Raw genomic sequence first — 13,173 nt, forward strand, 5'->3', positions numbered from 1 at the left:
TGCCCGTCATGCGAGCCGCCCTGTTCGTCACCTGCGTCAACGACGCGCTGTACCCGCGGACGGGCATCGCCGTCGTACGCCTCCTGGAGCGGCTCGGCGTCACCGTGGACTTCCCGCAGGCCCAGACCTGCTGCGGGCAGCCGCAGTACAACACGGGCTACCGGCACGAGGCGGAACCGCTGCTGCGGCGCACCGCGGAGGCATTCGCCGGGTACCCGTACGTGGTCACCCCCTCCGGGTCCTGCGCCGCGATGGTCCGCGAGCACTACCCGCGCATCGGCCGGCGGGCGGCGGCCGAGGGGCGCGGGGGCGAGCTCGGCGCCCTCGCCCGGGATCTGGCGCCCCGCGTGTACGAGCTGACCGAGTTCCTGGTCGACGTGCTCGGGGTGACCGACGTCGGCGCCTGCTTCCCGCACACCGTCACCTACCACCCCTCCTGCCACGGCCTGCGCGGTCTCGGGCTGGGGGACCGGCCGCGGCGGCTGCTGGCGGCCGTCAAGGGCCTGGACCTGGTCGAGCTGCCCGGAGCCGAGGAGTGCTGCGGCTTCGGCGGCACCTTCGCCGTCAAGAACCCGGACGTGTCGGCCGCGATGGGCACCGACAAGACGCGCAGCGCGGCCGCCACCGGCGCGCAGGTGCTGTGCGGAGCCGACAACTCCTGCCTGGCCCACCTCGACGGCCTGCTGCGCCGGGCCGGGGCCCCGCTGCGGACCCTGCACATCGCCGAGATCCTGGCCGCCACCGAGGAGGAACCCCTGACATGAGCGGCACCTTCCTCGGCATGCCCGCCTTCCCCGAGGCGGCCCGCGAGGCCGTACGCGACGACGTGCTGCGGGCCAACCTCCGCCACGCCACCCACGCCATCCGCGGCAAACGGGCCCGCGCGGTCGCCGAACTGGCCGACTGGGACCGGCTGCGCACCGCGGGCAAGGCGGTCAAGGACCACACCCTGCGCCACCTCGACCGCTACCTCCTCCAGCTGGAGGCCGCCGTGACCGCGGCCGGCGGCACGGTGCACTGGGCGGCCGACGCCCACGAGGCCAACCGGATCGTGACGGAGCTGGTGCTCGCCACCGGTGAGCGGGAGGTCGTCAAGGTCAAGTCCATGGCCACCCAGGAGATCGGGCTCAACGAAGCCCTCGAGGCCGCCGGGATCGCCGCGTACGAGACCGACCTCGCCGAGCTCATCGTCCAGCTCGGCCACGACCGGCCCTCGCACATCCTGGTCCCGGCGATCCACCGCAACCGCGCCGAGATCCGCGACATCTTCCGTACGGAGATGGGCCGTTGGGGACGGCCCGCGCCCGAACCGCTCGGCGACGACCCGCGCGAACTGGCCGAGGCGGCCCGCCTGCACCTGCGCGAGAAGTTCCTGCGCGCCAAGGTCGCCGTGTCCGGCGCCAACTTCATGGTCGCCGAGACCGGCACCATGGTCGTCCTGGAATCCGAAGGCAACGGCCGGATGTGCCTGACCCTGCCGGAAACCCTCATCTCGGTCGTCGGCGTGGAAAAGGTCGTCCCGGCCTTCCGCGACCTGGAGATCTTCCTCCAGACGCTGCCCCGCTCCTCGACGGCCGAGCGGATGAACCCGTACACCACCATGTGGACGGGCACCACGGACGGCGACGGACCCGCCGCCTTCCACCTCGTCCTGCTCGACAACGGACGCACCGACACCCTCGCCGACGAGGTCGGCCGCCAGGCCCTGCGCTGCATCCGCTGCTCCGCCTGCCTCAACGTCTGCCCCGTGTACGAACGGGCCGGCGGCCACGCCTACGGATCCGTCTACCCGGGCCCCATCGGCGCCATCCTCAGCCCCCAGCTGCGCGGCACCGGAAGCGAGATCGACGCCTCGCTGCCCTACGCCTCCACCCTGTGCGGCGCCTGCTACGAGGTCTGCCCCGTCGCCATCGACATCCCCGAGGTCCTCGTCCACCTGCGCGAACGGGTGGTCCAGGGCGGCCGGGTGACCCAGGGCGGCATCCGCGTACGGATCCGCCCGGCGCACGGCCACACCGCGGAACGGGCCGCGATGCGGGCCGCCCGCCTCCTGCTGGACCGTCCCGCCGCGCTCCGCGCCGGCGAACGCCTGCTGGCCCGTGCCCGCCGGCTGCGCCCGCGCCGCTTGCCGGGGCCCGGGCGGGCCTGGACCGACAGCCGCGAACTGCCCGCCGTCCCCGCGGAGTCCTTCCGCGACTGGTGGGCCCGGGAACGGGAGGCCTCCCGATGAGCAGCAGGGACCGGATCCTGGCCCGCGTCCGGCGCGCGGTGGGGGAGCGGGGGCCGGATCCGGATCCCCGGATCCCCCGCGACTACCTGCGCGTCCACGGCGTCCGCACGCCCGCCGAGAGCGCCGACCTGCTCGCCGCCCACCTGGCCGAGTACCGGGCGAAGGTCCACCGCACCGACGAGGACGGCCTGCCGATGCTGCTGAGCCGGCTCCTCGCCGAGCGCGGCTCCGGCACGGTCCTCGTACCGCCCGCCCTGCCCCCGCACTGGCTGTCGGCCGCGGACCCGACCCGGATCCACGACCGGGCCGCGTCCACCCCCGCCGAACTCGACCGCGTGGACAGCGTCGTGACCGGCTGCGCACTGGCCGTCGCCGAGACCGGCACCATCGTCCTCGACGGCGGCCCCGACCAGGGCCGGCGCCGCATCACCCTGGTACCGGACCACCACATCTGCGTGGTCCGCGTGCCGGACCAGGTGGTGGACTCCGTACCGCAGGCACTGGAACGCCTCGACCCGGCCCGCCCCCTGACCTGGATCTCCGGTCCCTCCGCCACCAGCGACATCGAACTCGACCGGGTGGAGGGCGTACACGGCCCCCGCACCCTGGAAGTGGTCCTCCTCGGCGCACAATGAGGGCATGTCATCCCGCATCGCCCTCACCGCGCTCCTGGTCCACGACTACGACGAGGCCATCGACTTCTACACCCGCGCCCTCGGCTTCGACCTCGTTGAGGACAGCGCCCGCCCGGACGGCGCCCGGTGGGTCGTGGTCCGCCCGCCCGGTGCCGAGGAGGCCGCACTGCTGCTGGCCCGCGCCAAGGACGAGGCCCAGCGCGCCCGCGTCGGAGACCAGACCGGCGGCCGCGTCGGCTTCTTCCTCCACACCGACGACTTCGCCCGCGACCACGCCCGGATGGCCGCCGAGGGCGTCCGCTTCCTCGAGGAGCCGCGCCACGAGGCGTACGGCTCCGTCGCCGTCTTCGAGGACCTCTACGGAAACCGCTGGGACCTGCTCCAGCCCGCCTAGGGAGTGCCCGGCCTGCCGGTGAGGCCGGGGGCCTCGGCCGCCGCGTCGATGTGCTCCCCGGCCGCCACCCGTCCGGCCAGCGCCCGGGCCCACCCGGTCAGGCCCGCCACGTCGATCCCGTACGCGTCCTCCCGCCCGGCCAGGGCGTCCGCCCCGCGCCGCAGCAGCCTCGCCCCGCCGACCGCGTTCCCGCGCGCGGCGTGCGTCAGCCCCACCGCGAGCTGCGCGAGCCCGCGCCACAACGGTGCCGCCTCCTCGGGCCCCGACTTCCAGGCGTCCTCGAACACCTCGTGCGCGTGGAAGGGCATGCCGCGGTCCAGCAGCCGCTGCGCCTCCGCGACCGTCTCGCGGGGCGGGCGCACCACCCCCTCCGGCTGCCGCTCCACCCCGGCCGCCCCGTACGGCAGCGGCCGCCCGAGCCCGTCCCGGGGGCGCGCACTGCGCGCCCGTCCCCCGCCGTCCCTGTCCCGATCCCGATCCCGTGCGTTCACCACCTCATCTTCGCCATCTTCCGCGCCGCCGATTACCGGTGCATGAACACCCCTCGGCGTGGGGTAATGTTCTGCATGTGCCGCCGGGACGGGGGAAACCCCAGGTCGCAGGCACAACGGGACGTGGCGCAGCTTGGTAGCGCACTTGACTGGGGGTCAAGGGGTCGCAGGTTCAAATCCTGTCGTCCCGACTTTTCGAAGTCGCAGGTCGTGGGGCCGTTTCGGAGCAATCCGAAACGGCCCCACGGTCGTTTCCGGTTCAACCGCCGCCGGCCCCGTCCACGGGAGCCCCGCAGGACCTTCCCGCCCGCCGCCGCGGCCGTCGTCGCCGGAGGCGTATCCGCGTGGCTTCTGGGAAGGTGCAAGAACAGGACGGAAGGGTGATGAGGGATGGTTCCGGAAGCGGACAACGAGCGCTTCACCGTCGCGGTCCAGCACGTGGACGGAGCCGTCGTCATCGAGCTGGCGGGGGAGCTGGACCACGACACGGCCCAGCCCCTGCGCGAGGCCCTCGACGCGGCGGTCGTGCGCGGTGGACGGCTGCTGGTGGACCTGACGGGACTGGGGTTCTGCGATTCCACCGGGCTGAACGTGCTCCTGCACAGCAGACTCTCGGCCCTGGAGGCCGGCGGCAGCGTGGAGCTGGCCGGGCTGCGGGGCTCGGTCGCCCGGATGTTCCGCATCACCGGCGCCGACGGGATCTTCCCCGTGTACGCCGATGTGGCGCAGGCACTGAACGGGACGGACGGCGGGACGGACGGTTCGCCGGCCTAGCACCACCGCGGCACGGGTGGTCGGGCACGGCCCCAGGTCAATACGGCTACTGCACGTCGACACATGGGAGTCGGAGCGTCATGGAACAGCGGGGGTCACCCGACCGGACCTGGTACCTGGTACTGGACGGGGCCACCGACGTCGTGACGCGCAGCCGGGACTTCGCGCGCCGGGCCCTGGCCGCGTGGCACTGGCTCCCGGCCGCGACGCAGGAGGAGCGGGACGCGGCCGACGACGTGCTCCTGCTGGTGTCCGAGGTGGTGGCCAACGCCTGTCTGCACGGCGGCGGGCCGGGTGCGCTGCTGCTGGACTGCGACGACGAGCGGCTGCGCATCGAGGTGACCGACGGGAACCCGGCGCCGCCGGTCCCCGTGCGGGCCGGCCCGGGCGCGCGGCCCGGGCAGCCCGGCGGGCACGGGCTGCTGATCATGGACCGGCTGGCCCGCAGCTGGGGCTCCCGCCCGGGCCCGCACGGCAAGTGCGTATGGCTGGAGGTGGCCGCTCCGGCCCGGGTCAGGAATCCAGGGCTGCGATGATCTCGGCCGTGGAGGCGACCTTGCCGATGCGGGGGAAGATCTTGCCGAAGGTGTGGGCGTGGGAGTCGGCGTCCAGGTCGGCGGTGGCGTCCTCGGCGAAGACCAGGTCGTAGCTGTGCTCCCAGGCCGTACGGGCGGTGGACTCGACCCCGGCGCTGGTGGAGATCCCGGCCAGGACGATGCGGTGGATGCCGCGCCGGCGCAGCTGGAGGTCGAGCTCGGTGCCGGTGAAGGCGCCCCAGTGGCGTTTGGTGACCACCACGTCCCCGAGCGCGGCGAGCTCGGCCGGGATCTCCGAGAACGCGGCCGGCGGGGCCGCGGCCGGGCCCGGACGGTCCACGTTGGCCGTGGGCAGGTCGCCGCTGTCGGGGGACCAGGCGACCTTGACCAGGACCACGGGAAGCCGGTGTGCGCGGAACGCCCCGGCGAGGGCGATGCCCTGCTTCAGGATGTCGGCGGAGGGCCTGGCCGTCGGCAGGCCCAGGATGCCGGTCTGCAGGTCGATGAGGACGAGGGCCGTGTCCCTGCCGAGGGCGAGACGGTTCGGGTCGGCGGTCGGGGCGGCCATGGAGGTCTCCTTCGGGGTGCGTGCGGACACGGCGCCGGCACTGCAGGGTGACCTTACCGATCACCGGTCCCCCCGAAACGGGAACGCGCATGCGAAAGGGGTGAATCCCGGACTTCTCCGAGCGCGTGGCGGCCCGCCCGGTCCGGCCCCGCCCGGCCGCCGGCTCCTGTCGGCCGCCGTCCATACTGGCCGGTGTGAAGACCGAAGACGACACCGTCCTGCTCGCCGTCGAGGGCCGGACCGGGGTGATCACCCTCAACCGCCCCAAGGCCCTCAACGCGCTCACCCACGCCATGGTGGGGCGCATGGCCAGGGCGCTGGCGGCCTGGGAGCGGGACCCCGCCGTCCACCAGGTGCTGGTCCGCGGCGCCGGTGAGCGGGGTCTGTGCGCGGGCGGGGACATCCGGGCCATCCACGACGACGCCAAGGCCAAGACCACGGCCTCCGCGGAGTTCTGGCGCGACGAGTACCGCCTCAACGCCCGCATCGCCCGCTACCCCAAGCCGTACGTCGCCCTCATGGACGGGATCGTCATGGGCGGCGGAGTCGGGATCTCGGCCCACGGCGGGGTGCGCGTCGTGACCGAGCGCTCCCGCGTCGCCATGCCCGAGACCGGCATCGGCTTCGTCCCCGACGTCGGCGGGACCTGGCTGCTCGGCCGCGCGCCCGGCCGTCTCGGCACCCATCTCGCCCTCACCGGCGCGGCCGTGGGCGCCGCCGACGCCCTGCTGTGCGGACTCGCCGACCACTTCGTCCCGGCCGCACGGCTGCCGGAGCTGACCGCCGCCCTCGCCGGGGCCCCCGTCCACGAGGTACTGCCGCGCTACACGGCCGCGCCCCCGCCCGGTGAACTCGCCGGCCGGCGGCCCTGGATCGACCACTGCTACGCGGCGGACACCGTCGAGGAGACCGTCGAGCGGCTGCTCGCCGACGGGGACCCGGCCGCCAAGGAGGCCGCCGAGACCGTCCTGGCCAAGTCCCCGACCGCCCTGAAGACCACCCTCGCGGCGGTGCGCCGGGCCGCCGCCCTCGGCTCGCTGGAGGAGGCGCTGGTCCAGGAGTTCCGCGTCTCGTGCAACGCCCTGGCCTGGCCCGACCTGGTGGAGGGCATCCGTGCCCAGGTCGTCGACAAGGACCGCCGTCCGCGCTGGTCGCCGCCCGCCCTGGCGGACGTGACCGGCGCGGACGTGGAGAGGCTCTTCGCTCCGCTCGCGGGCGGCGACCTGGTGCTGTGACCCCGGGGCGTGCGGTCCGGGCTACGAGGTGACGTACGCGCGCAGGTGCCGCGCCGTCAGCGTGTCGGCCCCCGCCACCAGGGCGGCCGGGGTGCCCTCGAAGACGACCTGGCCGCCGGCGTGCCCGCCGCCCGGGCCGATGTCGATCAGCCAGTCGGCGTGCGCCATCACCGCCTGGTGGTGCTCGATGACGATCACCGAGTTCCCGTTGTCGACGAGGCGGTCCAGCAGGGCGAGGAGCTTGTCCACATCGGCCATGTGCAGCCCGGTCGTCGGCTCGTCGAGGATGTAGACGGAGGACTTCTCCGCCATGCTGATCGCCAGCTTGAGCCGCTGCCGCTCGCCGCCCGACAGGGTGTTGAGCGGCTGGCCGAGCCGCAGGTAGCCCAGCCCCACGTCGGCGAGCCGCGCCAGGATCGTCCGGGCCTGGCCGGTGGTGAAGAACTCGTACGCCTCCGACACCGGCATGTCGAGCACCTCGCTGATGTTCTTGCCGCGCAGGGTGTACGTGAGCACCTCCGGCGTGAACCGGCGCCCCTCGCACTCCTCGCAGACCGAGGCCACCCCGGCCATCATGGCCAGGTCCGTGTAGACCAGCCCGAGGCCGTTGCACTTGGGGCAGGCGCCCTCCGAATTGGCGCTGAACAGCGCGGCCTTGACCCCGTTGGCCTTGGCGAAGGCGGTACGGATCGGATTGAGCAGCCCCGTGTACGTCGCCGGGTTGGACCGGCGCGAGCCGCGGATCGGGGACTGGTCGGCGACCACCACCCCGTCCTGCCCGGCGAGGTACCCGTGGATCAGCGAGCTCTTCCCGGATCCGGCCACCCCGGTCACCACCGCCAGCACGCCCAGCGGCACCTCCACGCTGACGTCCTTCAGGTTGTGCAGGTCGGCGTCCTTGACCGACAGGTGGCCGCGCGGGGCGCGCACCTGCTCCCGCAGCCGCGCCCGGTGTCCGAGGTGGCGGCCGGTCAGGGTCCCGGAGGCGCGCAGCCCGGCCACGTCCCCGCTGTAGCAGAGCTGCCCGCCCGCCGTGCCGGCGCCGGGGCCCAGGTCCACGACGTGGTCGGCGATGGCGATGACCTCGGGCTTGTGCTCGACGACCAGCACGGTGTTGCCCTTGTCGCGCAGCCGCAGCAGCAGGTCGTTCATGCGCTGGATGTCGTGCGGGTGCAGGCCGGTCGTCGGCTCGTCGAAGACGTACGTGATGTCGGTGAGCGAGGACCCGAGGTGGCGGACCATCTTCACGCGCTGGGCCTCGCCGCCGGAGAGGGTGGCCGACTGGCGGTCCAGGCTGAGGTAGCCGAGGCCGATCTCGACGAGGGAGTCCAGCAGGTCCCGGAGGCTCGCGAGCAGCGGCGCCACACCGGGGTCGTCGATCCGGCGGACGAAGGCGGCCAGGTCGCTGATCTGCATCGCCGAGCACTCGGCGATGTTGACGCCGTCGACGCGCGACGAGAGGGCGGCCGCGGACAGGCGGGTGCCGCCGCAGTCCGGGCAGTCGGCGAAGACCACGGCACGGTCCACGAAGGACCGGATGTGAGACTGCATGGACTCGCGGTCCTTGGACAGGTACGTCCGCTGGATCTTGGTGATCAGGCCCTCGTAGGTGAAGTTGTTCGACCCCACCTTCACCTTCACTGCGTCCTTGTGCAGGAAGTCGGCCCACTCCTGCTCGGTGAAGTCCTTCAGCTTCGTGTCGGGGGAGTAGAAGCCGGAGTTCGCCATGATCTGCCAGTACCAGGAGTCGACGGCGAAGCCGGGGACGGTGACGGCGCCCTCGTTGAGGGAGAGCTCGCGGTCCACGAGCTGGTCCACGGCTATGTCGGATACCTGGCCGATGCCCTCGCAGCGCGGGCACATGCCGTCCGGCGTGTTGAAGCTGAAGGCGGTGGACGTGCCGATGTGGGGGACGCCCAGCCGGGAGAAGACGATCCGCAGCATGGTGTAGGCGTCGGTGGCGGTGCCGACCGTGGAGCGGGAGTTCGCGCCCATGCGCTCCTGGTCGACGACGATGGCGGCGCTCAGGTTGTGCAGCCCGTCCACGTCCGGCCGGCCCAGGCTCGGCATGAAGGACTGGATGAAGGCGGTGTACGTCTCGTTGATCATGCGCTGCGACTCGGCGGCGATGGTGCCGAAGACGAGGGAGGACTTCCCGGAGCCGGAGACGCCGGTGAACACGGTGAGCCGGCGCTTGGGGATGTCCAGGGAGATGTCGGCGAGGTTGTTCTCCCGCGCTCCGCGGACCTGGATGACCTGATGGCTGTCGGCGGCGATGTGCACGGAACTCCTCGCGGTGGCGTGGCGGTGTCTCGAGTTACATTCTACACTGTACTCTATACGTCGTAGTGTGTTTTGTTGCCGAGAGCGGGGAGGGCCGAGATGGCGAGGGACCGCAGTGGTGCGGGGGATACCGCCCGGACGCTGGAACTGCTGTGGCGCGGGCCCGGCCAGGAGGCGCATCCGGGACGGCGCGGGCCGCGGCAGGGGCTCAGCGTGGACGCCGTGGTCCGGGCCGCGGTCACCCTCGCCGACGCCGAGGGGCTCACCGCGCTGACCATGCGCGCGCTCGCCCAGCGCCTCGGGGTGACACCGATGACCCTCTACACCTACGTGCCCGGCAAGGCCGAACTGCTCGACCTCATGCTGGACGACGCGTACCGCACCATGGACCGCCCCCGGCCTGCGACGGACGTGCCGGAGCCCTGGCAGACGCGGGTCACCCGCGTCGCCGAGGACAACCGGGCACTGCTCGCCCGCCACCCCTGGATCGCGGACCTGTCCGTCACCCGCCCGCCGATGGGCCCCGGCGTGATCGCCAAATACGAGTACGAGCTGGCGGCCTTCGACGGCATCGGACTCACCGACGTCGAGATGGACGCCGCCCTGACCCACCTCCTCGCCGTCGTCCACGCCGAGGCGCAGGCCGCCGCCGACGCCGCCGAGCACAACAGCCGCCAGAGCGACGAGGAGTGGTGGGCCGTCAGCGCGCCGCTGCTGGAACGGGCCATGGACCCCGGCAGCTACCCGCTCGCCGGCCGCGTCGGCAGCGCCGTCGGCCCCTACAACCCGGAGACGGTCTGGGCCTTCGGCCTGCGCTGCGTCCTGGACGGACTGGCCCGCCTGATCGAATCGAGGCCCGCGTCCTGAGGCACCGGGCCCGCGCCGCCGCTCAGAGTGGCGTCCGCTCCACGGGGATCCACAGCTCCGCGTCCGCCTCCGAGGCGTCCTGCGACAGCCGGACCCGCAGGAGCTCCGGTCCCGGACGGCTCCGGTACGGATTCGACGGGAACCACTGGGTGAACACGTCCCGCCAGAGGTACTGGAGCGCCTGCGGAAACGTCCCCGAACTCTCGAAGACGGCCCAGGTCCCGGCCGGAACGTCCAGCGCCTCCATGTCCTCGGGCACCGCGGCCCGCGTCACCACCCCGTGGAAGTAGTCGAGTCCGGTTCCCTCCGCCCGGCTCGGGTCGAGGTTCCCGCTCACCCCCACGATCCCCCGCGGCTCCTGGTCGGACAGCAGCTCCATGCGCCCGAGCGCCTCCTGCCCGATGCCCCGGATGAAGTCGGCGATGGCGGGGTTCACCCCCTCGTGCACCAGGGGGACGCGCGCCTTCCTGCCGACCATCCTGAACTCGTCCTTCTCCACTACCCGGTACCGCATGCTGCTGTTCCCTTCGACGGTGAGGCGGAAGGACAGCCGTGGCTGGGACCGCAGGCTCGCACCGGAGCGCCTGGCCTCGCCGGGGCCGACGCCGTGCACGGCGCGGAACGCCCGCGCGAACGCCTCCCCCGACGTGTAGCCGTACCGCACCGCGATCTCCAGCAGCGTCCGGTCCCCGGCCAGCACCTCGGCGCCGGCGATCGTGAGCCGCCTGCGCCGCACGTACTCCGACAGCGGCATCCCCGCCAGCGCGGAGAACAGCCGCCGCAGGTGGTACTCCGACGTCATCACGATCCGCGCCAGGTCGGCCGCGTCGATCCGCCCGTCGAGGCGGCCCTCGATGTGCTCCATGGCCTGGTTGAGCCGCTCCAGCACCCCGGCCTCCTTCCCTTTCGATCCCCACGCTAGGAAGGAACCACCCTGCCCGACCCGACATCCTGTGCCCGATCCGGTCGGACACCCCCTAGCGGTAGCCGGTGGTGTCCGCCGGGAGGCCCGGGTCCTGGACCTCGACCATGTACCGCCAGCAGTCCGGGCGGCTGCCGTCGAGGTCCGTGAAGCCGTAGACGCCCGCGAGCTGCCCGCTGGACAGGGAACAGCCGTTCCAGCGCGCCAGGTCCGGGTCCGCGGCGAGCGCCGCGACCGCCCGGCCCACGTACGACGGGGTCTCGGAGATCGCGAAGTGCGGGGACTTCGCGAGCGCGTCCCGCCAGTTCTCCTCCGTCACGCCGTAGTTGTCCAGCATCATCTCCGACCGCAGCCAGCCCGGCGTCAGCGCCACCGCCGTCGCACCCCGCGGACCCAGTTCGTGCCCCAGCGCGAACGCCATCCGCAGCACCGAGGATTTGGCGAGGTCGTAGAAGAACGACACCCGGTAGGTGGACGCGTTGTACTCGGTGGTGCCGTCCGTCATCTCCACCACCAGCCCGCCCGGCCGGCGCAGCAGCAGCGGCAGCGCGAAGTGGCTGGTGACGGCATGGGTCTCGACCGCGAGCCGCAGCAGCCGCAGCCCGTTGTCCAGGTCGTGCTCCCAGACCGTGCTGTCCCACTCGAAGAGCCGCTCCCCGCCCCAGATGTCGTTGACCAGGACGTCGAGGCGCCCCTGCTCGGCGTCGATCCGCCCGACCAGGGCCTCGACCTCGCCCGGCACCAGGTGGTCGGCGACCACCGCGATGCCGTGGCCGCCCGCCGCCGTCACGCGCTCGGCCGTCTCCTCGATGGTCTCCGGCCGGCCGTACTCCGAGGGTCCGCTCCGGGAGCTGCGCCCCGATACGTACACGGTCGCGCCCTGCGCGCCCAGCTGGACCGCGATGCCCCGGCCCGCTCCCCGCGTCGCCCCCGCCACCAGGGCGACCCTGCCTTCGAGTGTGCGCTGTGCTTCAGCCATGCGTCCGACCCTACGACGGCCCGCTCCGCTCCGGCCCGCCGAACACGGCGACCGCCGCCAGCGACAGCAGCAGCCCCCCGGCCGCGATCCCCAGCGCCGGGCCCGGCCCCCACAGCGTCCAGGCCGCGCCGAACAGCAGGGATCCGGCGAACCGGGCCAGGGCCTGCGCGGTCTGGAGCACCGCGAGGCCGGTGGTGCGCAGCCCGGGCGGCAGCAGCGGCCCGGCCGCCGCCATCAGCACCCCGTCCGTGGCCGCGTAGAACAGGCCGAGCAGCCCGAGGATCCCGAGCACGAGCGGCGGCCCCGCGGGCACCGGGGCGAGCAGCAGCAGGCAGGCGCCGAGCAGCAGCACGTGCCCGCCGAGGAACACCCGGAGACGGCCCAGCCGGTCGGCGGCCCGGCCGGCGGGCAGCGCGGCCAGCAGGAACACCGCCGCCGTGCCGACCGGCAGCAGCGGGAAGTACGCGGCCGGCAGCTCGAGCCGGCGCTGGAGCAGCAGGTAGAGGAAGGCGTCGCCGACGGTGAACAGGCCGAGCACGGCGGCGGTCGCGCACAGCCTCCGAAGCCCCGGGATCCGTACGAGGGTGCGTACGGGAGGGGCCGGGGTGCGGGCGGCGGGGGCGGGCGCGGGGGCCTCCCGTACGAACAGGACCAGCACCACCACCCCCAGAACCGCGACGCAGCAGCTCACGGTGAACACGGCCGCGTACCCGTCCGCCACCACCCACAGCACCCCGAAGGCGGCGAGCGGCCCCAGCAGCGCGCCCGCCGTGTCCAGCGCGCGGTGCACCCCGAAGGCGCGGCCCTGGTCCTGCGGCGGGCAGGACAGCGAGATCAGCGCGTCGCGGGGTGCGGTGCGCAGGCCCTTGCCGGTCCGGTCGGCGGCCAGCACCGCCGCCACCGACCAGGGGGTGGTGACCGCGAGCAGGGCCGCCTTGCACCCGGCGGAGAGCGCGTAGCCGAACCCCGCCACCAGCTTGCGGCGGTGGGTGCGGTCCGAGATCCGGCCGCCCGCCAGGCGCAGCAGCGCGGTGGCGCCCTGGTGGAGCCCGTCCAGGGCGCCGAAGGCCAGCGGGGACATGCCGAGCCCGGCCACCAGGTACAGCGGCAGGACCGCCGTGACCATCTCGGCCGAGACGTCCGTGATCAGACTGACCATGCCGAGCGCGAACACCGTGCCGGGGACGGCCCGCAGCGGGCCGCTCGGGACCGGGGTGCCCCCGGCCGTGTCCGCGGCCCGGCTGGTCGACAGGTACACG

14 protein-coding genes and 1 tRNA gene are annotated in these 13,173 nt (G+C 73.5%); 9 read left to right on the forward strand and 6 right to left on the reverse strand.

All coding sequences use genetic code 11. From position 1 onward, the window contains the following. Positions 1-8 precede the first annotated feature (8 nt). The 4 genes from ACTVZO_RS33230 to ACTVZO_RS33245 are packed head-to-tail and all read left to right on the forward strand — an operon-like array spanning position 9 to position 3,259. On the forward strand, positions 9-764 hold the full coding sequence (locus tag ACTVZO_RS33230; RefSeq protein ID WP_443301841.1) for a (Fe-S)-binding protein: 756 nt from the start codon (positions 9-11) through the stop codon (positions 762-764). Then, a complete protein-coding gene (locus ACTVZO_RS33235; protein WP_443301842.1) occupies positions 761-2,230 on the forward strand; it encodes a lactate utilization protein B in 1,470 nt (489 codons plus the stop codon). The genes ACTVZO_RS33230 and ACTVZO_RS33235 overlap by 4 nt, the downstream gene beginning before the upstream one ends. Further along, positions 2,227-2,865, forward strand: coding sequence for a LutC/YkgG family protein (locus ACTVZO_RS33240; protein ID WP_443301843.1), 639 nt, complete (start codon positions 2,227-2,229; stop codon positions 2,863-2,865). Before ACTVZO_RS33235 ends, ACTVZO_RS33240 begins: the two co-directional genes overlap by 4 nt. 4 nt (positions 2,866-2,869) lie before the next feature. Beyond that, entirely contained in the window at positions 2,870-3,259 is a 390-nt protein-coding gene (locus ACTVZO_RS33245; protein WP_443301844.1) for a VOC family protein, read from the forward strand. Here ACTVZO_RS33245 and ACTVZO_RS33250 read toward each other — a convergent pair. Continuing rightward, positions 3,256-3,750 (reverse strand): DUF309 domain-containing protein, encoded by a 495-nt coding sequence (locus ACTVZO_RS33250; RefSeq protein WP_443301845.1) that lies wholly within the window; start codon positions 3,748-3,750, stop codon positions 3,256-3,258. The two genes, ACTVZO_RS33245 and ACTVZO_RS33250, sit on opposite strands and share 4 nt — an antisense overlap. Positions 3,751-3,867: 117 nt before the next feature. Here ACTVZO_RS33250 and ACTVZO_RS33255 point away from each other — a divergent pair. The 3 genes from ACTVZO_RS33255 (at position 3,868) to ACTVZO_RS33265 (ending at position 5,060) form a co-directional block, all read left to right on the forward strand. Then, positions 3,868-3,941 (forward strand) — tRNA-Pro (locus ACTVZO_RS33255). 199 nt (positions 3,942-4,140) lie between these two features. Next, complete coding sequence (locus ACTVZO_RS33260; RefSeq protein ID WP_443301846.1) at positions 4,141-4,524, forward strand: STAS domain-containing protein; 384 nt, start codon at positions 4,141-4,143, stop codon at positions 4,522-4,524. Positions 4,525-4,604: 80 nt separating this feature from the next. Further along, positions 4,605-5,060: an ATP-binding protein gene (locus ACTVZO_RS33265; protein WP_443301847.1), complete on the forward strand. Its 456-nt coding sequence runs from the start codon at positions 4,605-4,607 to the stop codon at positions 5,058-5,060. On the opposite strand, the gene ACTVZO_RS33270 is transcribed toward ACTVZO_RS33265, so the two are convergent. Further along, on the reverse strand, positions 5,038-5,628 hold the full coding sequence (locus ACTVZO_RS33270; RefSeq protein ID WP_443301848.1) for an isochorismatase family protein: 591 nt from the start codon (positions 5,626-5,628) through the stop codon (positions 5,038-5,040). The two genes, ACTVZO_RS33265 and ACTVZO_RS33270, sit on opposite strands and share 23 nt — an antisense overlap. 194 nt (positions 5,629-5,822) lie before the next feature. Between ACTVZO_RS33270 and ACTVZO_RS33275 the strand changes: the two genes are divergently transcribed. Continuing rightward, on the forward strand, positions 5,823-6,863 hold the full coding sequence (locus ACTVZO_RS33275) for an enoyl-CoA hydratase/isomerase family protein (protein WP_443301849.1): 1,041 nt from the start codon (positions 5,823-5,825) through the stop codon (positions 6,861-6,863). Positions 6,864-6,884: 21 nt separating this feature from the next. On the opposite strand, the gene ACTVZO_RS33280 is transcribed toward ACTVZO_RS33275, so the two are convergent. After that, positions 6,885-9,146 carry an ATP-binding cassette domain-containing protein gene (locus ACTVZO_RS33280; protein ID WP_443301850.1) on the reverse strand — a complete coding sequence of 754 codons (2,262 nt, stop codon included), beginning with the start codon at positions 9,144-9,146 and terminating at the stop codon, positions 6,885-6,887. 99 nt (positions 9,147-9,245) lie between these two features. Between ACTVZO_RS33280 and ACTVZO_RS33285 the strand changes: the two genes are divergently transcribed. Beyond that, entirely contained in the window at positions 9,246-10,013 is a 768-nt protein-coding gene (locus ACTVZO_RS33285; RefSeq protein WP_443301851.1) for a TetR/AcrR family transcriptional regulator, read from the forward strand. A 22-nt stretch (positions 10,014-10,035) separates the two neighbouring features. Here ACTVZO_RS33285 and ACTVZO_RS33290 read toward each other — a convergent pair whose 3' ends face one another. The 3 genes from ACTVZO_RS33290 to ACTVZO_RS33300 form a co-directional block, all read right to left on the reverse strand. Next, positions 10,036-10,902, reverse strand: coding sequence for an AraC family transcriptional regulator (locus ACTVZO_RS33290; protein ID WP_443301852.1), 867 nt, complete (start codon positions 10,900-10,902; stop codon positions 10,036-10,038). Between the two features lie 88 nt (positions 10,903-10,990). Beyond that, complete coding sequence (locus ACTVZO_RS33295) at positions 10,991-11,914, reverse strand: SDR family oxidoreductase (protein WP_443301853.1); 924 nt, start codon at positions 11,912-11,914, stop codon at positions 10,991-10,993. A gap of 10 nt (positions 11,915-11,924) precedes the next feature. After that, positions 11,925-13,172, reverse strand: coding sequence for an MFS transporter (locus ACTVZO_RS33300; protein ID WP_443301854.1), 1,248 nt, complete (start codon positions 13,170-13,172; stop codon positions 11,925-11,927). Position 13,173: the final 1 nt, after the last annotated feature.

This window comes from Streptomyces sp. IBSNAI002, assembly GCF_052244475.1.
Classification (GTDB): Bacteria; Actinomycetota; Actinomycetes; order Streptomycetales; family Streptomycetaceae; genus Streptomyces.

Excerpts from the sequence above, each read along its gene's own strand:
- ACTVZO_RS33265 (WP_443301847.1), top strand. The coding sequence starts at position 4,605 with ATGGAACAGCGGGGGTCACCCGACCGGACCTGGTACCTGGTACTGGAC.
- ACTVZO_RS33285 (WP_443301851.1), top strand. The coding sequence starts at position 9,246 with ATGGCGAGGGACCGCAGTGGTGCGGGGGATACCGCCCGGACGCTGGAA.
- ACTVZO_RS33260 (WP_443301846.1), top strand. The coding sequence starts at position 4,141 with ATGGTTCCGGAAGCGGACAACGAGCGCTTCACCGTCGCGGTCCAGCAC.
- ACTVZO_RS33235 (WP_443301842.1), top strand. The coding sequence starts at position 761 with ATGAGCGGCACCTTCCTCGGCATGCCCGCCTTCCCCGAGGCGGCCCGC.
- ACTVZO_RS33270 (WP_443301848.1), bottom strand. The coding sequence starts at position 5,628 with ATGGCCGCCCCGACCGCCGACCCGAACCGTCTCGCCCTCGGCAGGGAC.
- ACTVZO_RS33230 (WP_443301841.1), top strand. The coding sequence starts at position 9 with ATGCGAGCCGCCCTGTTCGTCACCTGCGTCAACGACGCGCTGTACCCG.
- ACTVZO_RS33240 (WP_443301843.1), top strand. The coding sequence starts at position 2,227 with ATGAGCAGCAGGGACCGGATCCTGGCCCGCGTCCGGCGCGCGGTGGGG.
- ACTVZO_RS33245 (WP_443301844.1), top strand. The coding sequence starts at position 2,870 with ATGTCATCCCGCATCGCCCTCACCGCGCTCCTGGTCCACGACTACGAC.
- ACTVZO_RS33295 (WP_443301853.1), bottom strand. The coding sequence starts at position 11,914 with ATGGCTGAAGCACAGCGCACACTCGAAGGCAGGGTCGCCCTGGTGGCG.